The sequence below is a fragment of the Mycobacterium sp. NGS27 genome, from assembly GCF_059813005.1.
On sequence record NZ_JCALDT010000001.1, the window covers coordinates 58837 to 84094 of the forward strand.

20 protein-coding genes and 1 tRNA gene are annotated in these 25258 nt (G+C 67.3%); 14 read left to right on the forward strand and 7 right to left on the reverse strand.

Annotated features, from left to right (window positions below; genetic code table 11):
- Positions 1-145: 145 nt before the first annotated feature.
- On the forward strand, positions 146-1726 hold the full coding sequence (locus AC5Y30_RS00230; RefSeq protein ID WP_499915292.1) for a helicase HerA-like domain-containing protein: 1581 nt from the start codon (positions 146-148) through the stop codon (positions 1724-1726).
- Between the two features lie 3 nt (positions 1727-1729).
- Here the strand turns inward: AC5Y30_RS00230 and cmrA are convergent, their stop codons facing one another.
- Positions 1730-2536: a mycolate reductase gene (gene cmrA, locus AC5Y30_RS00235; RefSeq protein WP_499915294.1), complete on the reverse strand. Its 807-nt coding sequence runs from the start codon at positions 2534-2536 to the stop codon at positions 1730-1732.
- Positions 2537-2605: 69 nt separating this feature from the next.
- Between cmrA and AC5Y30_RS00240 the strand changes: the two genes are divergently transcribed.
- Positions 2606-3958 carry an MFS transporter gene (locus AC5Y30_RS00240; RefSeq protein WP_499915296.1) on the forward strand — a complete coding sequence of 451 codons (1353 nt, stop codon included), beginning with the start codon at positions 2606-2608 and terminating at the stop codon, positions 3956-3958.
- A gap of 16 nt (positions 3959-3974) precedes the next feature.
- Here AC5Y30_RS00240 and AC5Y30_RS00245 read toward each other — a convergent pair whose 3' ends face one another.
- A complete protein-coding gene (locus AC5Y30_RS00245; RefSeq protein WP_499915298.1) occupies positions 3975-4751 on the reverse strand; it encodes an MmpS family transport accessory protein in 777 nt (258 codons plus the stop codon).
- A gap of 63 nt (positions 4752-4814) precedes the next feature.
- Positions 4815-5471 carry an SACE_7040 family transcriptional regulator gene (locus AC5Y30_RS00250; RefSeq protein WP_499915299.1) on the reverse strand — a complete coding sequence of 219 codons (657 nt, stop codon included), beginning with the start codon at positions 5469-5471 and terminating at the stop codon, positions 4815-4817.
- 183 nt (positions 5472-5654) lie between these two features.
- Here AC5Y30_RS00250 and AC5Y30_RS00255 point away from each other — a divergent pair, with 183 nt between their 5' ends.
- From AC5Y30_RS00255 to AC5Y30_RS00290, 8 genes are all read left to right on the forward strand, one after another.
- On the forward strand, positions 5655-7253 hold the full coding sequence (locus AC5Y30_RS00255; protein ID WP_499915301.1) for a carboxyl transferase domain-containing protein: 1599 nt from the start codon (positions 5655-5657) through the stop codon (positions 7251-7253).
- A gap of 5 nt (positions 7254-7258) precedes the next feature.
- Positions 7259-9274: an acetyl/propionyl/methylcrotonyl-CoA carboxylase subunit alpha gene (locus AC5Y30_RS00260; protein WP_499915303.1), complete on the forward strand. Its 2016-nt coding sequence runs from the start codon at positions 7259-7261 to the stop codon at positions 9272-9274.
- Complete coding sequence (locus tag AC5Y30_RS00265; RefSeq protein ID WP_499915305.1) at positions 9271-10437, forward strand: acyl-CoA dehydrogenase family protein; 1167 nt, start codon at positions 9271-9273, stop codon at positions 10435-10437. The genes AC5Y30_RS00260 and AC5Y30_RS00265 overlap by 4 nt, the downstream gene beginning before the upstream one ends.
- Positions 10438-10486: 49 nt before the next feature.
- Positions 10487-10984, forward strand: coding sequence for a MaoC family dehydratase (locus tag AC5Y30_RS00270; protein ID WP_499915307.1), 498 nt, complete (start codon positions 10487-10489; stop codon positions 10982-10984).
- On the forward strand, positions 10981-11802 hold the full coding sequence (locus AC5Y30_RS00275; RefSeq protein WP_499915309.1) for an HpcH/HpaI aldolase/citrate lyase family protein: 822 nt from the start codon (positions 10981-10983) through the stop codon (positions 11800-11802). Before AC5Y30_RS00270 ends, AC5Y30_RS00275 begins: the two co-directional genes overlap by 4 nt.
- A 249-nt stretch (positions 11803-12051) precedes the next feature.
- Positions 12052-13134 (forward strand): pyruvate dehydrogenase (acetyl-transferring) E1 component subunit alpha, encoded by a 1083-nt coding sequence (gene pdhA, locus AC5Y30_RS00280; RefSeq protein WP_499916677.1) that lies wholly within the window; start codon positions 12052-12054, stop codon positions 13132-13134.
- Between the two features lie 9 nt (positions 13135-13143).
- On the forward strand, positions 13144-14199 hold the full coding sequence (gene bkdB / locus AC5Y30_RS00285; RefSeq protein ID WP_499915311.1) for a 3-methyl-2-oxobutanoate dehydrogenase subunit beta: 1056 nt from the start codon (positions 13144-13146) through the stop codon (positions 14197-14199).
- Positions 14196-15365 carry a dihydrolipoamide acetyltransferase family protein gene (locus AC5Y30_RS00290; protein ID WP_499915313.1) on the forward strand — a complete coding sequence of 390 codons (1170 nt, stop codon included), beginning with the start codon at positions 14196-14198 and terminating at the stop codon, positions 15363-15365. Before bkdB ends, AC5Y30_RS00290 begins: the two co-directional genes overlap by 4 nt.
- 38 nt (positions 15366-15403) lie before the next feature.
- Here the strand turns inward: AC5Y30_RS00290 and AC5Y30_RS00295 are convergent, their stop codons facing one another.
- The 4 genes from AC5Y30_RS00295 to AC5Y30_RS00310 all read right to left on the reverse strand — a co-directional run bounded on the left by AC5Y30_RS00295 (position 15404) and on the right by AC5Y30_RS00310 (position 18018).
- Positions 15404-16174 (reverse strand): enoyl-CoA hydratase, encoded by a 771-nt coding sequence (locus tag AC5Y30_RS00295; RefSeq protein ID WP_499915315.1) that lies wholly within the window; start codon positions 16172-16174, stop codon positions 15404-15406.
- A gap of 442 nt (positions 16175-16616) precedes the next feature.
- Positions 16617-17027 (reverse strand): hypothetical protein, encoded by a 411-nt coding sequence (locus tag AC5Y30_RS00300; protein WP_499915317.1) that lies wholly within the window; start codon positions 17025-17027, stop codon positions 16617-16619.
- Positions 17028-17191: 164 nt separating this feature from the next.
- A complete protein-coding gene (locus AC5Y30_RS00305) occupies positions 17192-17869 on the reverse strand; it encodes a cutinase family protein (protein ID WP_499915319.1) in 678 nt (225 codons plus the stop codon).
- 75 nt (positions 17870-17944) lie between these two features.
- Positions 17945-18018 (reverse strand) — tRNA-Arg (locus AC5Y30_RS00310).
- Positions 18019-18204: 186 nt separating this feature from the next.
- Between AC5Y30_RS00310 and lipQ the strand changes: the two genes are divergently transcribed.
- From lipQ to AC5Y30_RS00330, 4 genes are all read left to right on the forward strand, one after another.
- Positions 18205-19452: an esterase LipQ gene (gene lipQ, locus AC5Y30_RS00315; protein ID WP_499915321.1), complete on the forward strand. Its 1248-nt coding sequence runs from the start codon at positions 18205-18207 to the stop codon at positions 19450-19452.
- Between the two features lie 133 nt (positions 19453-19585).
- The gene (locus AC5Y30_RS00320) at positions 19586-21055 is read left to right on the forward strand and encodes a WS/DGAT/MGAT family O-acyltransferase (RefSeq protein WP_499915323.1); all 1470 of its coding nucleotides are present in this window, start codon (positions 19586-19588) and stop codon (positions 21053-21055) included.
- Positions 21052-22884, forward strand: a complete 1833-nt coding sequence (locus AC5Y30_RS00325) for an HAD-IB family hydrolase (RefSeq protein ID WP_499915324.1) — start codon at positions 21052-21054, stop codon at positions 22882-22884. The genes AC5Y30_RS00320 and AC5Y30_RS00325 overlap by 4 nt, the downstream gene beginning before the upstream one ends.
- Positions 22881-25235, forward strand: coding sequence for a glycerol-3-phosphate 1-O-acyltransferase (locus AC5Y30_RS00330; protein WP_499915326.1), 2355 nt, complete (start codon positions 22881-22883; stop codon positions 25233-25235). Before AC5Y30_RS00325 ends, AC5Y30_RS00330 begins: the two co-directional genes overlap by 4 nt.
- Positions 25236-25258: the final 23 nt, after the last annotated feature.

Below are 25258 nucleotides of genomic sequence, written 5' to 3' on the forward strand. Positions count from 1 at the left end.
GCGAAGCCGGACGCGGCGGGTCGCCACCATCGGACCAGGCCCAGGTGACGCGCGCGCCGGACCTCGCCCCCGGAGAAGGTGGGGAAGTAGGGTGGAGCGTTGTCGAACTGCACGCCGAATCGTCGGGGAAGAGAGGCGCAGCACGATGAGCACCGATTCAGCGGCCACGGCCGCGACGCGGATCGCCGATGGATACGCCGTCGACGGCCAGGCGCTGGAATTGGGCACCGTCGTCATCGACGGCGCGGCCGATCCGGCGGCCCAGATTCGCATTCCGCTGGCCACCATCAACAGGCACGGCCTGGTGGCGGGGGCGACCGGAACCGGTAAGACCAAGACGCTGCAATTGATCGCCGAGCAGCTTAGCGCCGCGGGCGTCCCCGTGCTGATGGCCGATGTGAAGGGCGACCTGTCCGGGCTGGCCAGGCCCGGCGAAGGTAACGACAAGACCGCCGCGCGGGCCGAAGACACCGGCGACAACTGGCAGCCGACGGGGTTTCCGGCCGAGTTCTTGTCGCTGGGCACCAAGGGAATCGGCGTGCCGATCCGGGCGACCGTCGACAGCTTCGGCCCCGTTCTGCTGTCAAAAGTGCTGGGGCTCAACGCCACTCAAGAATCGACGCTGGGGTTGATCTTCCACTGGGCGAAGGACCAAAACCGTCCGCTGGTCACCACTGACCATCTACGCGGCGCCATCGGCTACCTGACCAGCGACGAGGGCAAAGAAGCCCTGAAATCGCTGGGCGGCGTGTCGGCGACGACGGCGGGCGTGATCCTGCGCGCGCTGGTGAACCTCGATGCCGAAGGCGGGGACACCTTTTTCGGCGAGCCCAAGCTCGACCCGAACGATCTGCTGCGCGTCAATGAGCAAGGCCAGGGCATCATCTCGCTGCTGGAGTTCACGGGTCAGTCGGTGCGTCCGGTCATCTTCTCCACCTTCCTGATGTGGTTGCTCGCCGACCTGTACAGCCAGCTACCCGAGGTCGGCGATGTGGACAAGCCGAAGCTGGTGTTCTTCTTCGACGAGGCGCACTTGTTGTTCGCCGACGCGTCGAAGGCCTTCCTCGAGCAGGTCGAGCAGACCGTGAAGCTGATCCGCTCCAAAGGCGTCGGGGTGTTCTTCTGCACCCAACTCCCCACGGACATCCCCAACGACATCCTGTCCCAGCTGGGCGCGCGAGTTCAGCACGCGTTGCGGGCGTTCACACCCGACGACCAGAAGGCGCTCAGCAAGACCGTCCGCACCTACCCGAAAACCGATGTCTACGACCTGGAGTCGGCGCTGACGTCGCTGGGAATCGGGGAGGCGGTGGTGACCGTGTTATCCGAGAAGGGCGCACCGACGCCGGTCGCGTGGACCCGCATGCGGGTACCGCGCTCGCTCATGGCGTCGATCGGCAACGACGCGATCGTGGCCGCGGCGAAAAACAGTCCGCTGCAGGCGAAGTACGGTCAGACGCTCTCCCAGCCCGCGCAGCCCCCGTCCGTCCCGCCGGATCCGCAAGCCCCGCCCGCGCCGCAGCCGCCGCAAACCCGGTCCGAATACCCGCCGGTCCCGCCCAACGAGCCGGTTCCGCCGATGCCGGAGCCGGCGGAGCCGAAGGGCGCAAAAGGGCCGTCGATGTGGGAGGAAGTTCTGCAGAACCCCACCGTTAAAAGCGGCATCAACACCGCGATACGCGAAGCGGTGAAAGGCATCTTCGGTTCCGGACGCCGCCGGAAATAGCGCCTACCCGCCGCCGAGCTTCTTGTAGAACGCGCCCACGATCGGCGCCACGATGGCGCGCGGACCGTACCCGCTGGCCACCGACATGGCCTTCGACGTCAGGCCGGGAACGACGCGCATCTTGTTGCGCGCCAACGCATCCAGAGACACCCGCGCGGTGTGTTCGGTCGAGATCCACAGGAAATCCGGCACCAGCCGCTCGACGATCGAGGCCTCGGCGTCGTCGGGCAGGTCGGTGCGCACCGGGCCCGGCGCCAGCAGCGTCACATTGACGCCGGACCCGCGCAGCTCGCCGCGCAGCGATTCGCTGAAGGTGTTCGCGAAGGCCTTGCTGGCCGCATAGGTCGCGTTGTAGGGGATCGGCGAATTGCCCGCCGCCGAACCGGAAATCAGGATGCCGCCGGACCCACGCTCGACCATCCCCGGCAGCACCGCCAACGTAAGGTCATGCACCCCAAGGACATTCAGCTGCAACTGGGCCTTTTCACCGGCCGGATCGAGCGTGGCAACCGGGCCGAAGGTCGCGGTGCCCGCGTTGGCGCACAGGATCGAGATGGGCCGGGCTGCCAGCTCGTCGCACAGCTTCGCGCGTTCGCCCGGATCGGCGAGGTCGGCGGGGCGCACGTCGACGGTGACGCCGTACTTGCCGGTGAGGCGAGCGGCCAGGGCCGTGAGCAGGTCTTCGCGGCGGGCGGTGACGATCAGGCTGTGTCCGCGCGCGGCGAGTTCGGTGGCGAGCGCTTCACCGATGTTCTGCGAAGCTCCGGTGACAACGGCGCGCGCCTCGGGGCTTGGGGCGGGTAGCGGCATGCCGCCAATCGTAGACAGCGGTCCGAACGCGGCCCGCAGGCGATCGCGCGCGCCGATAGAGTGCCGGGCATGAGCCAGCCGGAGCCGCGGCCCGCCACCGCCGCGCGATCGCGCGTCGTGGCGTGGGCGCTCTGGGACTCCGGCTCGACCGGCCTGAACGCGATCGTGGCGACGTTCGTCTTCTCCGTCTACCTGACCAGCAGCGTGGGGGTGGGGATATCCGGCTCCACCACACCGGCGAGCTGGCTGGGCCGCGCGGCGGCCATCGCGGGGCTGACCGTCGCGGTGCTCGCGCCCGCCGTCGGCGTGTGGGTGGAGTCCGCGCATCGCAGGCGGGTGGCGTTGAGCGTGCTGACGGCCGCGGCGGTGACGCTGACCTGCCTGATGTTCTTCATCCGCGAGCGCCCCGGCTACCTGTGGGCGGGCCTGGCGCTCCTCGGGGCGACGGCGGCCTGCGGCGATCTGGCCAGCGTCCCCTACAACGCCATGCTGCGTCAGCTCTCGACGCCGCAGACGGCCGGGCGGATATCCGGATTCGGCTGGGCGGCGGGGTATGTCGGCAGCGTTGTGCTCCTGCTGGTGATCTACACCGGCTTCATCTCCGGATCCGGCAAAGGGCCCGACGCGACGCGCGGCCTGCTGCGAGTTCCCCTGCGGGACGGGCTCTATGTCCGTGAGGCGATGGTGGTTGCCGCGATCTGGTTCGCGGTGCTGGCGCTGCCCTTGCTGTTCGTCGCGCACCGGCTGACCGAGTCGTCGGAGCACCACCAGTCGACGAGCATGCTCGGCGGCTATCGCAGGTTGTGGACCGAGGTCGCCGCGGAATGGCGGCGCGACCGCAACCTGGTCTACTTCCTGTTCGCCAGCGCGCTCTTCCGGGACGGGCTGGCGGCGATCTTCGCGTTCGGCGCGGTGCTCGGCGTGAACGTGTACGGCATTTCGCAGGCCAACGTGCTGATCTTCGGGGTCGCGGCCAGTGTGATCGCCGCGGTGGGCGCGGTGCTGGGCGGGTTCGTCGACCACCGCGTCGGTTCAAAGCCCGTGATCGTGGCGTCATTGTTCGCGATCATCGTCCTGGGACTGACCTTGATGGCGCTGTCCGGGCCGGTGGCCTTCTGGGTGTGCGGGCTGGTGCTGTGCATGTTCATCGGGCCGTCGCAGTCGTCGTCGCGCGCTTTGCTGCTGCACATGGCCAAGCACGGCAGCGAAGGGGTGGCGTTCGGGCTCTACACCATGACCGGGCGGGCGGTGGCGTTCGTGGCGCCGTGGCTGTTCTCGCTATTCGTCGACGCCTTCGGCGCCGTGCGGGCCGGCCTGGGCGGAATTCTGCTGGTGCTGCTCGCCGGACTGCTGGCGATGCTGGCCGTCCGGGTTCCGCTGCGTGGCCCCGCCGTCGCCGAACCCGCGGCCGAGCCGTCGTAACCCGTTGGTGTAGCGCTTAGCCGCGGGCGTCGCAGACTGTCAGACCGCCGCCGACGCGCTTGCTGATCTGAACCCCGTCGATAGTGAGCGTGCACGTCACGCTGTGGCCGATGTTGACGATCGTGACGTTGGCCGGGTGGGTCGCCGATTTCGACAGGCTGACCTCCTTGCTCCACGGCAGCGCGACGTTGAATTCGGTCTGGATGAGGCCGCCGGTATCGATGTACATGATGCTGATCGCGCGCCCCTCACCCGAGACTGTGTAGACGACGTCTTGCATCGCCGCCGGCCCGGTGGTCTCGGGCGGCGACTCGGGGCCGCTGGTCGGCGGTATCGGGGCCGGAATGAGCGACGGCGTCCGGTGCGTCGAGGTCGTCGGGGTCTCCGTGCTCGGCTCCGGCATCGCCGGCAACGGCGGGACGGCGGTCTGGGTCTTGATCGCGTCGTTCGCCAGTACCAGCGCAATCACCAAGGCGACGACCAGCAGCACCGCCGCGCCGGCGCCGATCCACAACCATCGCGACGACCTCGGGCCGCCCGGCGGCGGGGGAGCCATGCCCGTCGGCATGTCGGCCGACGGAGGAACCTCTTGCTGCCAGTACGCCGGCAGCGGCCTGGTCGGGTTCGTCTCGTTCGGGGTGGCTGCCCAGGGCGGCGTCGTCCCGCCGTAGCTCTGCGCGTACGGCGTCTGGTCGGCGTAAGCGGGATCAGCGGAGGGCGAATACCTCGGCTGCTGTGGCCCCGGCTGCGATGTGGGAAACCGCTCGGTGGGACGTGAATCGTTCATGTCCACCTCATGGCTTGCAGGGTACCTGGACGCGGTTGTCAACGGGCTGAGCCAGCCTACGACGGACGCTCAGGGGCACTGATTTCCGGCGCCGAGCGCGGCGACCGTCATCGCCCGCATGACGGTGCGCGACCTCGCGGCGCGGCCGGATTTGCCGCGCAAAGTATCGGCGGGCTTGACGCTGTGCGGTGTCGAATTCAGCAGGCCGAACACGGCGTGCGCGGTCAGCCGGGCATCGGCCTCGGCCAGCTCGGGATTCAGCTCGCGCAGCACCCCCACCCAGACCTCGACGTATTGACGCTGCGCTTTGCGCACCTGCTTTTCGGCGACCTCGGGCAAGTACGCGAGGTCGCGATCCTGAATGCGAATGAGGTCGGGTTCGTTGAACACGAAGTCCAGGTGGAAGTCGATCAGCCCGTCCAGTGCGGCGGCCGCGTCGGTGCTGTCGGTCTGCACCTGCCGGGCGCCGGCGAGCAACCGGGTGCTGATGCCCACCAGCAGCTCGACCAGCAGCGACTCCTTATTCGGGAAGTGGCGATAGATGGCCGGACCGCTCACCCCGGCCGCCGCGCCGATGTCTTCGAGCCGCACCGCGAGGAAACCGCGCTCGGCGAACAGCCGTTCGGCGGCGGACAGCAGTTGCAGGCGACGGTCGGACTTCAACTGGCTGCGGCGATTTGGGGCGTCGACGGGACCGGCCCGCCCCTCGGAGGAGGACGCTGTCATGACGGACCTCCGCTTGGTCAATTGGCCCTAACGTAGCACGAGTTATTCGCGATTAACTCGCGGCTTTCGCCAAGCGTGGTCCTGCCTGGACCGGCAACGGCGGGAATGGTATTCTCACTCCTTGAGTTAATCGGCATTAACTCAAAACCCCGATCGCGCGACGGCAAGGAGGCTGCTGGGGCGATGGACAACGTGGTGACCTCGCCCGTCAAGGCTGAGGCGTCGTTCTCCGGTGAGCACCGCCGGCTGGTGGGGGAATTGAACGCCAAGCTGGCGGCGGCGGCATTGGGCGGAAACGAGCGCGCCCGGGAGCGTCACGTCAGCCGCGGCAAGTTGCTTCCCCGCGAACGGGTCGATCGCCTGCTCGACCCGGGCAGCCCGTTTTTGGAGCTCTCGCCGCTGGCCGCGGACGGCATGTACGGCGACGAGTCGCCTGGGGCCGGGATCATCACGGGCATCGGACGCGTTTCGGACCGCGAGTGCGTGATCGTCGCCAACGACGCGACGGTCAAGGGCGGCACCTACTACCCGATGACGGTCAAAAAACATCTGCGCGCCCAAGAGGTGGCGCTGCAGAATCGGCTGCCGTGCATCTACCTGGTGGACTCCGGGGGCGCGTTCTTGCCGCGGCAGGACGAGGTGTTCCCCGACCGCGAGCATTTCGGCCGCATCTTCTACAACCAGGCGACCATGAGCGCCAAGGAAATTCCGCAGGTTGCCGCGGTGCTCGGTTCGTGCACGGCCGGCGGCGCGTACGTGCCGGCGATGAGCGACGAGGCGGTCATCGTGCGCGAGCAGGGCACGATCTTCTTGGGTGGTCCGCCCTTGGTCAAGGCGGCGACCGGGGAGATCGTGTCGGCCGAAGACCTCGGTGGCGGCGACCTGCATTCCCGGGTTTCCGGGGTCACCGACCACCTCGCCGAAGACGACGAGCACGCCCTGCGGATCGTCCGCGCGATCGCGGCCACCTTCGGCCCGCGCCAGCCCAGCCCGTGGGACGTGCGATCCCCGCTCCCGCCCAGGTGCGCGCAGACGGAGCTCTACGACGTGGTGCCACCCGACCCGCGGGTGCCCTACGACGTGCACGAGGTCATCGTGCGGCTGGTCGACGGCGGCGAATTCAGCGAATTCAAGGCCAATTACGGCAAGACGCTGGTGACCGCGTTCGCCCACATTCACGGCCATCCGGTGGGCATCATTGCCAACAACGGCGTGCTCTTCAGCGAATCGGCCTTGAAGGGCGCGCATTTCATCGAGTTGTGCGACAAACGCAAGATACCGGTGCTGTTCTTGCAGAACATCGCCGGCTTCATGGTCGGTCGCGACTACGAGGCCGGCGGCATCGCCAAGCATGGGGCCAAGATGGTCACCGCCGTCGCCTGCGCGCGGGTACCCAAGCTGACCGTCGTGATCGGCGGATCCTATGGGGCGGGCAACTATTCGATGTGCGGGCGGGCGTATTCGCCTCGCTTCCTGTGGATGTGGCCGAACGCCCGCATTTCGGTGATGGGCGGCGAACAGGCCGCATCGGTGCTGGCGACCGTGCGCGGCGAGCAACTCGCCGGTGCGGGCAAACCGTGGTCGACCGACGAGGAAGAGGAGTTCAAGGCTCCCATCCGCGAACAGTACGAAAGTCAGGGCAACCCCTATTACTCCACGGCGCGGCTGTGGGACGACGGCATCATCGACCCCGCCGACACCAGAACCTTTGTCGGACTGGCTCTTTCGGTGTGCGCCCAAGCACCGCTGGAACCCGTCTCCTACGGCGTCTTTCGGATGTGAGTGCAGTGTTCGAAACCGTATTAGTGGCTAACCGCGGCGAGATCGCGGTGCGGGTGATCCGAACCCTGCGTCGGCTCGGCATCCGCTCGGTCGCCGTCTACAGCGATCCCGACGCCGGCGCGCGCCATGTGCTCGAAGCCGACGAGGCGGTGCGGCTGGGACCCGCGGCGGCCCGCGAAAGTTACCTGAACATCGACAGGGTCGTCGAGGCGGCCGTGCGCACCGGCTCCCAAGCGATCCATCCGGGGTACGGATTCCTGTCTGAGAACGCCGATTTCGCCGCCGCCTGCGAGCGGGCCGGAGTGGTTTTCCTGGGGCCGCCGGTCCGGGCGATACAGGTGATGGGCGACAAGGTCACCGCCAAGAACGCGGTCGCCGCGTTCGACGTCCCGGTGGTGCCCGGCGTCGCCAAGCCGGGGCTGAGTGACGACGAGCTGGCCGCGGCCGCGGACGACGTCGGGTATCCGGTGCTGATCAAACCGTCGGCGGGCGGCGGCGGCAAGGGCATGCGGCTGGTGGACGAACCGGGCAGCCTGCGCGATGCGCTGGTGGGGGCGCGACGCGAGGCGGCTTCGTCGTTCGGCGACGACACACTGTTTCTGGAACGATTCGTGTTGCGGCCCAGGCACATCGAGGTGCAGGTGCTCGCCGACACGCACGGCAACATTGTGCACCTCGGCGAACGTGAGTGCAGCCTGCAGCGCCGCCACCAGAAGGTGATCGAGGAGGCGCCTTCGCCGTTGCTCGACGAGGCGACGCGGGCGCGCATCGGGGCGGCCGCCTGCGATACCGCGCGCAGCGTTGACTACGTCGGCGCCGGCACGGTCGAGTTCATCGTCTCCGCGGCGCGGCCCGACGAGTTCTTCTTCATGGAGATGAATACCCGCCTGCAGGTTGAGCATCCGGTCACCGAGGCGGTCACCGGGCTGGACCTGGTCGAGTGGCAGCTGCGGGTGGCCGCCGGTGAGAAGCTGGCGTTCGCCCAGGACGACATCGAACTACGTGGGCACGCGGTCGAGGCCCGGGTGTACGCGGAGGATCCGGCGCGGGGCTTCCTGCCCACCGGCGGGCGGGTGCTGGAGGTTTCCGAACCGTCCGGTGGCGGCGTGCGGGTCGACTCCTCGCTGTTGACGGGCACGCTGGTCGGCAGCGACTACGACCCGATGCTGAGCAAGGTGATCGCCCACGGGACCGACCGCGGCGAGGCGCTGGCGAAGCTCGACCGCGCGCTGAGCCGAACCGTGATCTTGGGTGTTCAGACCAATGTCGAATTCCTCCGATTCCTGCTCGCCGACGAGCGGGTGCAGGCCGGCGACCTGGACACCGCGCTGCTGGACGAGCGCCTGGCGGACTTCGCTCCGCTGCCGGCTCCCGATGACGTGCTCGCCGCGGCCGGTCTCTATCGGCAATCGGCCCTGGCTTTGCGCGCTCGCCGCTTCGGCGACAATCCCTGGGCGGCGCCGACCGGATGGCGGGTCGGCGGTAGCCCGGCACCGGTCCGCACCGACATGCGCACCCCGCTGCGCAGTGCGACGGTGTCCGTGCGGGGCTTGCCCGAGGCGGCCACGGTACAGGTCGGCGAGGGTCAAACCCATTCCGCCGCCGTGCATGTCGAGCCGACGCGGATGAGTATGACGCTCGACGGTGTGCGCCGGGACTACCGCTGGGCCGAAGCCGACCGGCACCTGTGGATCGCCGACGAGCGAGGAACCTGGCATGTGCGTGAAGCCGAGGAGAACAAAATTCACCGCGCCGCCGGCGCGCAGCGGGCCGAGATCGTCAGCCCGATGCCCGGCAGCGTGATCGCCGTTCAGGCATCCTCGGGCACCGACGTTTCCGAGGGCGAGGTGGTGGTCGTCGTCGAGGCGATGAAAATGGAACATTCGCTTGTCGCACCGGTCTCCGGACAGGTGGAAGTACTGGTGTCCGTTGGTGATCAGGTGACGGTGGACCAGGTGCTGGCCCGACTGGTGCCCGAAGAATCCAGCGCGGCAGCCGATTCGAGTAAGGACGCATCATGACCACATCCATCACCGCGGGGACGTTGCCCAAGGAATACGAGGATCTTCGCGACACGGTCGCCGAGTTCGCGCGCACCGTGGTCGCGCCGGTGTCGGCCAAACACGACGAGGAGCACAGCTTCCCGTACGAGGTCGTCGCCAAGATGGGGGAGATGGGCTTGTTCGGCTTGCCGTTCCCCGAGGAATACGGCGGCATGGGCGGTGACTACTTCGCCCTTTCGCTGGCGCTCGAGGAACTCGGCAAGTTCGACCAGTCGGTGGCGATCACCCTGGAGGCCGGCGCCAGCCTCGGCGCCATGCCCATCTACCGGTTCGGCACCGAGGAGCAAAAGCAGAAGTGGTTGCCGGACTTGACCGCCGGCCGCGCCCTCGCCGGCTTCGGGCTCACTGAAGCCGGGGCGGGTTCGGACGCCGGCGGAACCCGCACCACGGCCCGGCTCGACAACGGCGACTGGGTGATCAACGGCAGCAAGCAATTCATCACCAACTCCGGCACCGACATCACCTCACTGGTCACCGTCACCGCCGTCACCGGAACCGCCGCCAACGGCAAGAAAGAGATCTCGTCGATCATCGTGCCCAACGGCACACCGGGATTCACCGTCGAACCGGTGTACAGCAAGGTCGGCTGGAACGCGTCGGATACGCACCCGTTGAGCTTCGACGACGTCCGCGTTCCGGAGGAGAACCTGTTGGGTGGCCGGGGCACCGGCTACTCCAACTTCTTGTCCATCCTGGACGAGGGTCGCATTGCGATCGCCGCGCTGGCGACCGGGGCGGCGCAGGGCTGCGTCGACGAAAGCGTCAAGTACGCCAAGGAACGGCAGGCGTTCGGCCAGCCGATCGGCGCCAACCAGGCGATCAGCTTCAAGATCGCGCGGATGGAGGCGCGTGCCCACGTCGCGCGGACCGCCTACTACGATGCGGCCGCAAAGATGTTGGCGGGCAAGCCCTTCAAGAAGGACGCGGCAATCGCGAAGATGATCGCCTCGGAGGCGGCGATGGACAACGCCCGCGACGCAACCCAGATCCACGGCGGCTACGGCTTCATGAACGAATATCCGGTGGCGCGCCACTACCGCGACAGCAAGATCCTCGAGATCGGCGAAGGGACGACCGAAGTGCAGCTGATGCTCATCGCGCGATCGCTGGGACTGTCATGACGCGCGCCGGCGACGATGCAGAGCCGAGCGATGAGGAGGAGCGGCGCTCATGACGGATGCCAAGTCGGTTGTCCAGCGCGGCTTGTGGTTTGAGGAATTCGAGATCGGGACCACCTATCTGCACCGGCCCGGCCGCACGATCACCGAGGCCGACAACGTCTTGTTCACCACGCTCACCATGAACACTCAGTCGCTGCACCTCGACGCGGCCTGGGCCGCCGAACAGCCCGGGTTTCGCGGCGAGCGACTGGTGAACTCCATGTTCACCCTGTCCACGCTGGTCGGGTTGTCGGTGTCGCAGCTGACGCTCGGCACCATCGTGGCCAACCTGGGCTTCTCCGACGTGTCTTTCCCCAAACCCGTCTTCCACGGCGACACCCTGTACGCGGAGACCGTGTGTACGGGCAAGCGGGAATCGAAAAGCCGTCCCGGCGAAGGCATCGTCACCCTCGAGCACACGGGACGCAACCAGCACGGCGACGTCGTCGCCCGCGCCGTGCGCACCACTCTGGTGCAGAAGCGCCCGAGCAACCAGGAGACCGCGTGAACCTGCAAGCCGCCGGCCCGGGATGGCTTTTCTGCCCGGCCGACCGCCCCGAGCGTTTCGCCAAGGCCGCAGCGGCCGCCGATGTGGTGATCCTCGACCTCGAGGATGGCGTGGCCGAGGCCGACAAGCCCGCGGCGCGTAAGGCGCTGCAGGAGACACCGCTGGACCCGGAACGCACCGTCGTGCGGGTCAATGCGGCCGGCACCGCGGAATACCCTCTCGATGTCGAAGCCCTCGCCGGCACCGCGTACACGACGGTGATGCTGTCCAAGACCGAATCGGCCGCGCAGGTCACCGGTCTCGCGCCACGCGAGGTGATCGCGCTGCTGGAGACGCCACGCGGCGCGGTATTCGCCACCGAAATCGCGGCGGCACAGGGCACCGTGGCGCTGATGTGGGGCGCCGAGGACTTGGTGGCCACGCTGGGCGGGAGCTCCAGCCGCAAGGCCGACGGCACCTACCGCGACGTCGCCCATCACGTGCGGTCGACTGCCCTGCTCGCGGCGTCTGCCTTCGGCCGCATGGCGCTCGACGCGGTGCATCTGGACATCCGGGATCTCGACGGCCTGCGAGAGGAGGCCGAGGACGCCGTCGCGCTGGGCTTCGGCGGAACCGTGTGCATCCACCCCAGCCAGATCCCGGTGGTGCGCGAGGCGTACCGCCCCACCGAGGAGCGACTGGACTGGGCGCGACGGGTCCTGACGGCGGCGCGGTCCGAGCGCGGCGTCTTCGCCTTTGAGGGACAGATGGTCGACTCACCCGTGCTCAAGCACGCGCACATGACGTTGCGCAGGGCGGGTGAGACCGTCCCTGAGTGACGGCTGGTGCATTACCACGGGACGGGGGCTGGACGCCGAAGCGCGACACGCTGTGCCGTCGCCGCAATCAACCGGTCTCCTCCGGTTTGAGCGCATAATGGTGAGTACGTCAGTGTCGCGGCGAGCGAGGCCTTTCGTGTAGCTGGCGATCGATCTCCGCTCGCGGTAGATCCCGGCTGACCGTTTGCCGGGATCCGCTGTGGTCCAGGGGACCACGCGGCACCCGACGAGGGAGGCGGTGTGGCGCAGATGTCTTCGACGCCCATGACTGTCGATCTCGAGCCGATACAACTCGTCGCGCCCGATGGTTCGCCGACGTCCGAAAACCGCTATAGCCGTGAGCTTCCCGCGGAGACGCTGAGCTGGCTCTACGAGATGATGGTGATCACCCGCGAACTGGACGGCGAATTCGTCAACCTCAAGCGGCAAGGCGAGCTGGGGCTGTACGCCTCGTGTCATGGTCAGGAGGCCGCACAGGTTGGTGCCGCGGCGTGCCTGCGCAAGACGGATTGGTTGTTTCCCCAATACCGGGAACTCGGAGCGTTTTTGGTGCGCGGCATCCCGCCCGGACACGTGGGCGCGGCGTGGCGCGGAACCTGGCATGGCGGTCTGGACTTCACGAAGAAATGCTGTGCACCGCTGTCGATTCCGATCGGCACCCAGACCCTGCACGCCGTGGGTGCGGCGATGGCCGCCCAGCGGCTGGGCGAGGACTCGGTGACGGTGGCCTTCCTCGGTGACGGCGCCACGAGCGTGGGCGACGTGCACGAGGCGCTGAACTTCGCGGCCGTGTTCGGCACGCCGTGCGTGTTCTTCGTGCAGAACAACCAATGGGCGATCTCGGTGCCGATCGCCAAACAGACCGCCGCGCCGTCGCTGGCGCACAAGGCGATTGGGTACGGCATGCCTGGAATCCGGGTGGACGGCAATGACGTGCTGGCCTGCTTTGCGGTGACGGCCGAGGCCGCCGCCCGAGCGCGCGCCGGCGGCGGGCCGACATTGATCGAGGCGGTCACCTACCGCTTGGCCCCGCACACCACATCCGATGATCCGACTCGCTACCGGACCCAAGACGAGGTCGACCACTGGGCGGCGCTGGAACCCATCGCGCGGTACCGCGGCTACCTGCTAGGCCGGGGCTTGTGGTCGGAACGGTTGGAGGAAAGGGTCGTTGGCCGCGCGAAGCGGATGCGGGCCGAATTGCGCGACGCGGTGTTCGATGCGCCCGATTTCGAGGTCGACGAGCTGTTCACCTCCGTCTATGCCGAAATCACTCCTGGGCTGCAGGCACAGCGCCGGGCGCTGCGCGCCGAACTCGTTCGAACTGATTGAGAGGCGTCCATGACCCAGCTCGCCGATCGCCCGGCCGGCCACGACGAAACACTCAGCCCGGCAACGCAGAACGTCGCGCTGGGCGCTCAGTCGTTGACCATGGTGACGGCGCTCAACCGCGCGTTGCACGACGCGATGGCCGCCGACGATCGGGTGCTGGTATTCGGCGAGGATGTCTCGGTCGAGGGAGGAGTGTTCCGGGTAACCGAGGGGCTGGCCGCGGCGTTCGGCGAGACCCGCTGCTTTGACACGCCGCTCGCGGAGTCCGCCATCATCGGGATCGCGGTGGGCCTGGCGCTGCGCGGCTTCGTGCCGGTACCCGAGATCCAGTTCGACGGGTTTTCCTACCCCGCTTTCGATCAGGTGGTCAGCCACCTGGCGAAGTATCGCACCCGCACCCGCGGCGAAATCAACATGCCGGTGACGGTGCGCATCCCCTCCTTCGGGGGAATTGGTGCCGCCGAACATCATTCGGATTCCACGGAGTCGTACTGGGCACATACCGCAGGCTTGAAGGTGGTGGTGCCGTCCAGCCCGGCTGACGCGTATTGGCTGCTGCGTCACGCGATCACGTGCCCGGACCCGGTCATGTATCTGGAGCCCAAGCGACGGTATCAGCGGCGCGGCCTGGTCGACGTCACCCGGCCCGAACCGCCGATCGGGCAGGCGATGGTGCGCCGGCCCGGCACCGACGTGACCGTCGTGACCTACGGCAGCTTGGTCAGCACCGCCGTCGGCGCCGCCGAAGAGGCACAGCGGCAACGTGATTGGAGTCTAGAAGTCATCGATCTGCGCTCCCTGGTGCCACTCGACTTCGATACCGTCGCCTCGTCGATCCACCGGACCGGGCGCTGCGTGGTGATGCACGAGGGCCCGCGAAGCCTGGGGTATGGAGCTGGCTTGGCCGCCCGCATTCAAGAGGAATTGTTCTACGGGCTCGAGGCGCCGGTGTTGCGCGCGTGCGGGTTCGACACTCCATACCCGCCGGCGCGGCTGGAGAAGTGGTGGCTGCCCGGCCCCGACCGGCTGTTGGATTGCGTCGAACGCGTGTTGGCGCAGCCATGAACGAGGGGCGGGTCAAGTCGTTTCGGGTCCCCGACCTCGGCGAGGGACTCGAAGAAGTCACGGTGACGCAGTGGCACGTGGCGATCGGTGACGACGTCGAGCTCAATCAGGTGTTGTGCACGGTGGAGACCGCCAAGGCCGAGGTGGAAATCCCGAGCCCATACGCCGGGCGGATCGTCGAAAGGAATGGCGCCGAAGGCGATGTGGTCAACGTAGGAGCGGTGCTGCTGCAGATCGACACAGCGCCGCTCAGCGGTGACGCGCCCGACGTCGAACCCGCCGTGCCGACGCTGGTGGGCTATGGCGCCGACTCCGGCATCGACACCAGCCGGCGGCCCACCCGCCCGCTGGCCGCCCCCCCGGTGCGAAAGCTGGCCAAGGAGTTGATGGTTGACCTCGATTCGGTGCAGCACGCCGCTGGCGCCATCATCACCCGGGAGGATGTGCTGGCGGCGGCTCGCGGGAACGGCGATGGCGCCGATGTCCGGCCGCTGCGGGGTGTGCAGGCCCGGATGGCGGAGAAAATGACGTTGTCGCACAGAGAGATTCCGGCAGCGAAGGTCGGTGTGGAGGTCGACTGCACCGAGCTGGCCAGACTGTCGGACCGGTTGAGCTCGGCGGCGGGGACCATATCGCCCTTCGTGCTGGTGTTGCGACTGCTGGTCATCGCGTTGCGCCACAACGAAATGCTGAACTCCACCTGGGTCGACTCGCCGCAGGGGCCACAGGTGCGCGTCGAGCATGATGTGCACCTGGGCATCGCCGTAGCCACCGACCGTGGGCTGCTGGTCCCGGTCATCAGGGAGGCCGACAGGAAGACGACCCGCGAACTGGCCGGCCGGGCAGCCGATTTGATCGCCGGTGCCCGTGCCGGCAGCCTGGGGCCGGCGGAGTTGCGGGGCTCGACGTTCACCGTGACGAATTTCGGGGCGCTGGGCGTGGACGACGGGGTGCCGGTAATCAATCACCCCGAGGCGGCCATCCTCGGCGTGGGTGCGATCAGGCCGCGGCCCGTGGTCGTGGACATGCAGATCGTGGCGCGCCCGACGATGTCGTTGACGTGCGTATTCGACCATCGCATCGCCGACGGGGCGCAAGCGGCGCAATTCATCTGCGAGTTAAGGGATCTGATCGAGTCGCCTGACATCGCACTGCTGGATCTGTAGGTCGCGCGTCAGGGGACGACGGTACGGCGCACCACGACCTACCTGCGCTGCGCCGCGGCCAAACGCTGTGCGAATTCCGGCGATTGAATCGAATGGGACTGCGGCCCGAGCTCCGCGCGCATCGCGAGCTGATGTTGCTCGTTGTCCAGCGACCCCGGACTGACGGTGGCACGCATGGTGGCCTTGGTCGCCAGCACCACGTCCCGCGGTGCCGCCGCCGGCCCGGCGGCTAGCTCCAGTGCCGCGGCGACCGGATCGTCGGCCACACTCAGCGCGAACCCGTGCCGCACCGCGGCGTCGGCGTCGAAGCGCATGCCGAACAGCAGGGCCGCCCGGGCGACTTGCGGGCCGACCGCCCGCTGCAGCATCCACGTGGCACCTCCGCCGGGGTGTAGCCCCAGCTTCTGGAATCGCGCGTCGAACACGGCGGTGGGTCCGGCGATGCGCACATCGGCCGCCAGTGCCAAATTCAGGCCGGCGCCCACCGCGGCGCCGTTGACAGCGGCAATGGTGGGCAGCCGGCAACTGCCGACGGCCATGAAGCCGTCATAAAGCTGTTGGAGGCCCGCCTCGGCTTCTCCGCCGCCGGCAGCGCCAAGGGCGCTGAGATCGGCGCCCGCGCAGAACGCCTTGCCCGCGCCGGTGACCACCACGGCATGCACACCGGGATCGGCTTCGGCCCGCTCGACGGCCACGCGCAGCTGTCCCGACGACTCGGCACTTATCGCGTTTCGCCGGTCGGGGTCGTTGACGGTGATGAGCGCAACGCGGCTGGTGACCTCGAAGAGGATCGGTTCGGACTGGGCCATCGGGCACCTCCGGCTTCGCTTTCTGGCGGTGGATCGACCGCGGTTCATCGGCTGCAGCGCCACGGGCGAGGTAAGACTACTTCGCGCCGCACGCGCGGGGCGGGGCGGCACAAGCGTGATTTGCGAGAATCAGCAGGACAACGCGGGAATTCCATGTCGGCGAGCCATAGTATTTGCGCCTCGCATCGGCTGAGCGATATTAGCCTGGGCCCGAAGCGCCTTAGGCAGTGCTGAGTGAAGGCGAAAGGATTTGCGGGGCGCGCGGCGGATATCGGAACGTAATGGTAATAATGGATTTATCAAACCGTTATCTGCCGCCTTCGGCGTTTCCGGCCAAATCCCTCAGCCGACCTGGCAAAACGCATGGTGAGACACCGGCGCACTTGCTGGGGGTCGACGTCGACCGTCGGATCGGTAGGGCCGTCGAAATTTGCGGGATCCGCTAGGGCTCGGGTCTTGCTAGCTTCTTCGCCAGCTCATCGAGTTGGGCTTGGCGCTCACGCACCGCACAGCCCCGCCGCTCGATGCGCGTTCCGTGTGGAATGGCCTTCGGCAGCGCATTACTACGCACCTTGTTGTTCGCATAATGGATTGCGGCGTCGATCATTTCGATGTATTGCTCCGCATCGTGCTCTGCGCAGGAGCCCTCGATACGCTGGACTTCATCCCAACATGGATACGAAGAGTACCGGGCGTCGAGTTGTTGTTGAGAGATCTGCGCCCCGAAGTAGCAGCGCCAGTCGCGACTCAACCAACCCCTCGTCTTGACTTCGACTTTGATTCGGCTGCCAACGCCGGCTATGAACGTCGGCTCCCCGACACGCACCACCGGCTGCCATTCATTCGTCGCCATATGTCGCCAACCCTCTCGAAGAGAAGACCCTCTAGCAAAAGCTCTCGAAGTAAGCGCCGTCTGCTCGTCCGACAACGGTGTCCAATGATTAAACCGCATTCTTTTCACATTGGCTTCTGTCTTTGCCCGATTATTGGGCAGTATGAAAGAACTCAGCAGTCGAGTCAGAGGTGGCCGGCCACGAATGTGGCGGCCTGACCCGGCATTGCGGACGCCTGGTAGGACAGGTGCGCCGCCGAGAAGATCTCATCGTGCGACGGCACCGCCAGGGGGCCGGGACCGCACACCGAATCGCCGGGCGCGCACAAGTCAATGGCCTTGGCCCCGTACCAAGGGCTGACCACGCTCACCGGCGCCCCCAGATACCGGTCCGACGGATTCCCGAACAGAGCGAGCGCGGCAACATGGTCCGCCTCGTCCGCCGTCAGTATCTGAGGAACCAAGCCCGCGATCTGTGCCTGGGCGATGGTGATCAGATCGATCACCATCGCGCCCTGGCCGTATCCGCCGAGCACCAGCTTGGTGTGGGGGCAGTTGGCCACCATGGATTGGACGTGAGCGTGGGCGTCGCCGGCGCCCGCGGACGCTGACGGGGCGAAATCCTCGTCGGCCGGGTAGTCGACCGCATACACCGCGGACCGCCCCCCGACCTGGGAACGCAAGGAGTCGATGAAGGCCTGTCCGACCCCGCCAATGCCGGGCGGCTCGGCGGTGCCGCGGGCGAATGTCACCTCGACGTCCGGGCAGGGCGCGGCGGACGTGGAAATCGGCGGGCACAGCAGCGCCGCACCGGTTGTCACCACCGCGACACCCAGCAAACGCGCTAATCGGCGCGCCGTCATCTTCCAGATGCTAATTGACATTTCGTCGAATAGGGAGCGCGCCCGAGACGCCCAGGCGAACTCATACCCGGTCGGTGCCCCCGGCACGACTCGAACGTGCGACCTAGGGATTAGAAGGCCCTTGCTCTATCCACCTGAGCTACGGAGGCAATGTGCAGGTCAGTCTATCCAACCGCACCCGCGGTCCCGATTTCCCGCCGCCACGCGCGCGAAAACCCTTCCGCCACCGCAGTTATCGGTTATGGTGGGGACCCTCGACACACGCACAACATCGGCCGGCAATCGGCCGTTAACCGCAACGAGGCGTGTGCATAACGTCGAGGGGTGGCGTTGCAATGAGCGTGGCCAGTGCTTTGACTTCACACCGCTCGTGGGCGGGCGCCCAGGCGGCACGCCTGGCGGCCGAAGCCCGCGGTGCATATCAGCTGGGCAATCTGGTGCTCCGTGGCGGACCGTTCGCGCTCGGCTGCTTCGCCGGCTGGCTGTTCACCGAGTTTCCTCCGCACGTGGTGACCGGACACGCGCTGTCGCGGGTTGCTCATCCGTCCGTCGGCCGCGTCGGCACGGCGTGGGCGGCCCAGCGGGCGGATCGAACCCTCACCGCCGCCCTCGAGGAGTCCTTCGGATCCGAATTTCGCGAGCAGATCTGCCACCCCGCCGCCGTCGGGGCCCTGTGCGCGCCGCGCGGTCGGCTGTTGAGCAGGCCCGGGCCTCACCGCCGTTACGCGGCGCAGACTTCCGACATCTCCTACGGTCCGAGTCCCCGCGACAACCTGCTCGACGTCTGGCGGCGCGACGATTTGGCGCCCGGCTGCCGGGCGCCGGTGCTGATCCAAGTGCCGGGCGGAGCGTGGGCGCTGAACGGCCGGCGTCCGCAGGCGTACACGTTGATGAGCCGAATGGTCCAACTCGGTTGGATCTGCGTCTCGATCGACTACAGCAAGAGCCCGCGCGCCACGTTCCCCGCGCACCTCATCGACGTCAAAAGGGCGATCGCGTGGGTGCGGGAGAACATTGCCGACTACGGCGGCGACCCCGACTTCATCGCGATCACCGGCGGCTCGGCGGGCGGACACCTGGCCTCCCTGGCGGCGCTCACCCCGAACGACCCCAGCTTTCAGCCCGGCTTCGAAGCCGCCGACACCACCGTGCAAGCGGTGGCGCCCTATTACGGCGTCTACGACTTCACCGATTTCGACAACATGCACGAACTGATGCTGCCGTTCCTCGAGCAATTCGTGATGAAGGCCCGCTATGCCGACGAGCCGGAGCGCTTCACGGCGGCGTCGCCGATTTCCTACGTGCACGGTGACGCGCCGCCGTTCTTCGTGCTGCACGGTGAGAAGGACGAATTGGTGCCCAGCGGACAGGCTCGCGCGTTCTGCGCGGCGCTGCGCGCGGCCGGCGCGGCCACAGTGGCCCACGCCGAACTCGGCAATGCCCACCACGCTTTCGACATCACGCCGACGGTCCGATCGCGGCTGGCCGCTGACGCCGTCGCCGACTTCCTCGGTGTCGTCTACGGGCGGCGCGTCGGCGCGCTGTTGGATTCACTGCCCCTGGCGGCCACGTCGGCCGGCTGAGCCCGCTCCCCAGTACTCGCCGCTCCTTTCACCAGCGGGGCAACCCGACTAGCGTTGGGTAGACGATTGGGGTTGGCGGGTCCAAGGCAGGAGGCTTCGACGGTGACAAGGTTGGCGCGTCGAACTGGTGACCATGGCTGAGCCCGTCGAGGCGATGAAGTTGTCCGACGAGCTCGGGCCGGTCGACTACTTACTGCACAGGGGAGAGGCGAACCCTCGCACCCGCTCGGGGATCATGGCGCTCGAGCTACTGGACACCACGCCGGACTGGGAACAGTTCCGAACCCGATTCGAAAACGCATCGCGACGGGTGCTGCGGCTGCGGCAAAAGGTGGTCGTACCGTCCCTGCCGACGGCGGCGCCGCGCTGGGTGGTCGATCCCGATTTCAACCTGGATTTCCACGTGCGTCGGGTGCGGATATCCGAACCCGGCACGCTGCGTGAGGTATTCGACCTCGCCGAGCTCATCCTGCAGTCGCCGATGGACATTTCGCGGCCGCTGTGGACGGCCACCCTGGTCGACGGTCTGGCCGACGGCAAGGCCGCGGCGCTATTGCATGTCAGCCACGCCGTCACCGACGGTGTGGGCGGGGTCCAGATGTTCGCCGAGATCTATGACCTCGAGCGCAATCCGCCGGCCAAGCCGACGCTGCCGCTGCCCGTACCGCAGGATCTGACATCCAATGACCTTATGCGCCAGGGCATTAACCACCTGCCATTCGCCGTGGTCGGCGGCGTCATGAACGCGCTGTCGGGTGCGGTATCGGCGGCCGGGCGGGCGGTGCTGGAGCCGACGGCCACCGTTTCGGGGATCGTCGGCTACGCCATGTCGGGCATGCGGGTGCTCAACCGGGCCGCAGAGCCCTCGCCGCTGCTGCGGCGCCGCAGCCTCGCCACCCGCAGCGAGGCGATCGATATCCCGCTCGCCGACCTGCACAAGGCCGCAAAGGCCGGTGGCGGGTCGATCAACGACGCTTACCTCGCCGGACTGTGCGGCGCCTTGCGTCGCTACCACCAGGCGTTCGGCGTGCCGATCAGCACGTTGCCGATGGCCGTGCCGGTCAACCTGCGGGCCGAAGCGGACGGGGCCGGGGGCAACCGATTCACCGGTGTCAACCTGGCGGCGCCGATCGGTACCGCCGATCCCGTGTCGCGAATGAAGAAGATCCGTGCTCAGATGACGCAGCGCCGTGACGAGCCCGCGATGAACATCATCGGCTCGATTGCCCCGGTACTCAGCGTCTTGCCGACCGCGGTGCTCGAAGGGATTACCGGCTCGGTGATCGGATCCGATGTGCAGGCCAGCAACGTACCGGTCTTCCCCGGCGACACGTACATCGCCGGCGCAAAAGTGTTGCGGCAGTACGGGATCGGTCCGCTGCCCGGTGTGGCGATGATGGTGGTGCTGATTTCGCGCGGTGGGTGGTGCACCATCACGGTGCGCTACGACAGGGCCTCGGTGAAAAACGAGGCGTTGTTCGCCCAATGCCTGCTCGAAGGTTTCGACGAGATCCTGGCGCTGGCCGGTGATCCACTGCCCCGGGCGGTGCCCGCCTCGTTCACCGAGCCGGCCGTGTCCGCGCGATCGGCGGCGGGCTCATGAGCGCCTCGACGGAGCAGCCCGACGACCGCGCAACGCAAAACGCCGGGCAGGAGATGCGGTTGCCCGGCTCGGTGGCCGAGATCATGGCCAGCCCCGCGGGCGCCAAGATCGGTGCCTTCTTCGACCTGGATGGCACGTTGGTCGCCGGGTTCACTGCGATCATCTTGACCCAGGAGCGGCTGCTGCGCCGCGACATGGGCGTGGGGGAGCTGCTCGGCATGGTGCAGGCCGGCCTGAGCCACACCCTCGGCCGCATTGAATTCGAAGACCTCATCGGCAAGGCCGCCGGCGCGCTGACCGGGCGACTGCTCGACGACTTGGAAGAGATCGGCGAGCGGATGTTCGTTCAGCGGATCGAGTCGCGGATCTACCCGGAGATGCGCGAGCTGGTGCGCGCTCACATGGCTCGTGGTCACACCGTCGTGCTCAGCTCGTCGGCGCTGACCATCCAGGTAAACCCGGTCGCGCGTTTCCTCGGCATCCCCAACATGCTCACCAACAAGTTCGAGACCACCGAAGACGGCATGCTCACCGGTGGCGTCGAGAAGCCGATCTTGTGGGGTCCGGGCAAAGCCGCTGCGGTGCAACGCTTTGCAGCCGAGCACGATATCGACCTCAAAGACAGCTATTTCTACGCCGACGGTGACGAGGACGTCGCCCTGATGTACCTGGTCGGCAATCCGCGCCCGACGAACCCTGAAGGCAAGATGGCCGCGGTGGCCAAGCGCCGTGGCTGGCCCATCCTGCGGTTCAGCAGCCGCGGCCCCGTGGGCCTGCGGCGGCAGCTGCGGACCCTCGCCGGCTTCGGCTCGATGTTCCCGGTCGCCGCGGGTGCGGTGGGCGTCGGTGTGCTGACCCGGAATCGGCGTCGCGGCGTCAACTTCTTCACCTCCAATTTCTCCCAGCTGTCGCTGGCGATCGCCGGTGTGCATCTCAACGTCATCGGCGAGGAGAATCTCACCGCGCAACGGCCGGCGGTCTTTATCTTCAACCACCGCAACCAGGTTGACCCGGTCATCACCGGCGCGCTGGTGCGCGACAACTGGGTCGGTGTAGGCAAGAAGGAGCTGCAAAAAGACCCCGTCATGGGCACGCTCGGCAGGCTCCTCGATGGCGTGTTCATCGACCGTGATGATCAGGCCGCCGCGGTGGAGATGTTGCACGAGGTCGAAGACCGTGCGCGCAGGGGACTTTCGATCGTGATCGCCCCGGAGGGCACCCGGGTCGACACAACCGAGGTCGGCCCGTTCAAGAAGGGGCCGTTTCGGATTGCGATGGCCGCGGGCGTCCCGATCGTCCCCATCGTGATCCGCAACGCCGAGCTGGTGGCCGCCCGGAACTCGACCGTCATCAACCCCGGGACCGTCGACGTCGCCGTCTTTCCGCCACTCTCGGTGCAGGACTGGACGCTCGATACGCTGCCGGAGCGCATCGCCGAGATCCGCCAGCTCTACCTGGACACGCTCGCCGACTGGCCCGTCGACGAACTTCCCGAGGTGGATCTGTACGCCGAGAACAAGGCGGCAGACAAGGCGCGGAGCCGGCCCGCCAAAGCACCGGCTAAGAAAGCGCCGGCCAAGAAGGCGCCCGCCAAGAAGGCACCCGCCAAGAAGGCGCCGGCCAAGAAGGCGGGGGCGAAGAAAGCAGCGGCGAACAAGGCGGCGGCCAAGAAGACGCCCGCGAAGAAAGCCGCACCGAAAGCCAAGCCGCACAAGGCAAATCCGCACGAATCCCAGCCCGCGCTCAGAGACGGCGAGGCGCAACGACCCGCCGCCGAGGCGGCCGTCAACGCCGAGCCACCGGATTCGCCGCCTCGAGGGCATCCGTGACCGAACCGGCTGCAGACAGCAGCGCTGTTCTTACCGGAAGAGACTCGCTGGTATTGGCGTCGATGGCCTCGGCGGTCGAGATGGAACTGGTGACCGCGTGGCTGGATCACCAGCAAACCGACCATCCGGGAGCGGATTTCGGCTTGGTGAAGCTGCCTGCGCTCGACGCGCCGCCGGAAGCGATGACGGCCCTGGCCGAAGAGCTCGAATCCGGCCAGGACCGTTCGATCGTGCCGGTGCGAGTGTTCTGGCTGCCGGAGCCGGATCGCGGCCGTTTCGCCAAGCTGGTCGGGCTGCTTCCCAACCGGGATCCCTATCAGCCCAACCACCGTCAGCAAGAACAGATCGTGCGGACCGCTCCACAGCGCGCACGGGTGGTGGCCGGTGAGGCGGCCACCGTCTCCGAACTGCGCCGGCAGTGGCGCGACATCACGGTGGGAGAAGACAAGAACGACTTCGCCCAATTCGTGATCCGCCGCGCCATCTTGGCGATGGAACGCGTCGAGTACCGGATCCTCGGACCGCAGTACAAGTCGCCGCGGTTGGTGAAGCCGGAGATCCTGGCTTCCAACCGGTTTCGCGCCGGGCTGGCCAAAATCCCCGGTGCGACCGTCGATGAAGCCGGAAAGATGCTCGACGAACTCGCCACCGGGTGGAGCAGGGCATCGGTCGACCTCGTCGGGGTTCTCGGCAGGATGCTCAGCCGCGGGTTCGATCCCGAGATCGACTACGACGGTTATCAGGTCGCGGCGATGCGGGCCGGCCTGGAAGCGCACCCGGCGGTGCTGTTGTTCTCCCACCGCTCCTACATCGACGGCGCGGTGGTGCCGGTCGCCATGCAGGAGAACCGGTTGCCGCCGGTGCACGTGTTCGCAGGCATCAACTTGTCGTTCGGCGCCATGGGACCGTTGCTACGGCGTTCGGGTGTCATCTTCATCCGCCGCAACATCGGCAATGACCAGCTCTACAAGTACGTGCTGCGCGAGTACGTCGGTTACATCGTCGAGAAGCGGTTCAATCTGAGCTGGTCCATCGAGGGCACCCGCTCGCGAACCGGAAAGATGCTGCCGCCCAAGCTTGGCCTGCTGGCCTACGTCGCCGACGCCTACCTGGACGGCCGCAGCGAAGATATTCTGCTGCAACCGGTTTCGATCAGCTTCGACCAGTTGCACGAGACCGCCGAATACGCAGCGTACGCCCGCGGCGGTGAGAAGACGCCCGAAGGCGTGGGCTGGTTGTACAACTTCATCCGCGCCCAGGGTGAACGCAACTACGGCAAGATCTACGTCCGCTTCCCGGAAGCGGTGTCGATGCGGGAGTACCTAGGCGCTCCGAACGGCCCGCTGTCCCACGATTCGGACGCCAAACGTCTTGCGCTGCAGAAGATGTCGTTCGAGGTCGCCTGGCGGATTCTGCAGGCGACCCCGGTGACGGCAACGGGCCTGGTCTGCGCATTGCTGCTGACGACCCGGGGTGCGGCGTTGACGCTCGGCCAGCTGCACCACACCCTGCAGGACTCGCTGGATTACCTGGAACGCAAACAAGACCCGATGTCCACCAGCGCGTTGCGGCTGCGCACGCACGACGGGGTTCGCGCGGCGGTCGATGCGCTCTCCCACGGGCACCCCATCACCCGGGTCGACGGCGGCCGAGAACCGGTGTGGCGCATCGCGCCCGAAGAACAGCACGCCGCGGCCTTCTACCGCAACTCGGTGATCCACGCCTTCCTGGAGACGTCGATCGTCGAGCTGGCGCTGGCACACGCCCGCCACGCCGGCGGCGACCGCATGGGGGCCTTCTGGGCCCAGGCGATGCGGTTGCGCGATCTGCTGAAGTTCGACTTCTATTTCGCGGACTCGACGACGTTCCGGGACCACATCGCCGAAGAGATGGCGTGGCACAACAATTGGGAAGCTCACGTCGCCGCCGGGGGTGACGAGATCCGCGCGCTGTTGTTCGCGAAGCGTCCGCTGATGGCCGAAGCGATGCTGCGGGTGTTCTTCGAGGCCTATGAGATCGTCGCCGATGTGCTGTGCGACGCACCGGCGGACATCGGACACAAGGAACTGACCGACTTGGCGCTGGGCGTCGGGCGGCAGTATGTGGCGCAGACCCGGGTCCGCAGCAGCGAATCGGTCTCGACGCTGTTGTTCGCCACCGCACGCCAGGTTGTCGAGGACCAGGACTTGATCGCGCCCGGCGCAGACCTGGCGGTAAGGCGAGGCGCCTTCCTGAAGGAGCTGCGCGACATCCTGCATGACTTCAACTACGTCGGACAGATCGCGCGCGATCAGTTCGTGGCCCGGGAGGAAAAGGCTCGCCGGGACCTGCTGAACAGCCAGGCACTGTAGCCGGCGGGCCCGCCCATACCCTG

Coding starts and splice junctions, on each gene's coding strand:
- AC5Y30_RS00230 (WP_499915292.1), top strand. CDS start 146: ATGAGCACCGATTCAGCGGCCACGGCCGCGACGCGGATCGCCGATGGA.
- cmrA (WP_499915294.1), bottom strand. CDS start 2,536: ATGCCGCTACCCGCCCCAAGCCCCGAGGCGCGCGCCGTTGTCACCGGA.
- AC5Y30_RS00240 (WP_499915296.1), top strand. CDS start 2,606: ATGAGCCAGCCGGAGCCGCGGCCCGCCACCGCCGCGCGATCGCGCGTC.
- AC5Y30_RS00250 (WP_499915299.1), bottom strand. CDS start 5,471: ATGACAGCGTCCTCCTCCGAGGGGCGGGCCGGTCCCGTCGACGCCCCA.
- AC5Y30_RS00255 (WP_499915301.1), top strand. CDS start 5,655: ATGGACAACGTGGTGACCTCGCCCGTCAAGGCTGAGGCGTCGTTCTCC.
- AC5Y30_RS00265 (WP_499915305.1), top strand. CDS start 9,271: ATGACCACATCCATCACCGCGGGGACGTTGCCCAAGGAATACGAGGAT.
- AC5Y30_RS00270 (WP_499915307.1), top strand. CDS start 10,487: ATGACGGATGCCAAGTCGGTTGTCCAGCGCGGCTTGTGGTTTGAGGAA.
- pdhA (WP_499916677.1), top strand. CDS start 12,052: ATGTCTTCGACGCCCATGACTGTCGATCTCGAGCCGATACAACTCGTC.
- bkdB (WP_499915311.1), top strand. CDS start 13,144: ATGACCCAGCTCGCCGATCGCCCGGCCGGCCACGACGAAACACTCAGC.
- AC5Y30_RS00290 (WP_499915313.1), top strand. CDS start 14,196: ATGAACGAGGGGCGGGTCAAGTCGTTTCGGGTCCCCGACCTCGGCGAG.
- AC5Y30_RS00295 (WP_499915315.1), bottom strand. CDS start 16,174: ATGGCCCAGTCCGAACCGATCCTCTTCGAGGTCACCAGCCGCGTTGCG.
- AC5Y30_RS00300 (WP_499915317.1), bottom strand. CDS start 17,027: ATGGCGACGAATGAATGGCAGCCGGTGGTGCGTGTCGGGGAGCCGACG.
- AC5Y30_RS00305 (WP_499915319.1), bottom strand. CDS start 17,869: ATGACGGCGCGCCGATTAGCGCGTTTGCTGGGTGTCGCGGTGGTGACA.
- lipQ (WP_499915321.1), top strand. CDS start 18,205: ATGAGCGTGGCCAGTGCTTTGACTTCACACCGCTCGTGGGCGGGCGCC.
- AC5Y30_RS00320 (WP_499915323.1), top strand. CDS start 19,586: ATGGCTGAGCCCGTCGAGGCGATGAAGTTGTCCGACGAGCTCGGGCCG.
- AC5Y30_RS00325 (WP_499915324.1), top strand. CDS start 21,052: ATGAGCGCCTCGACGGAGCAGCCCGACGACCGCGCAACGCAAAACGCC.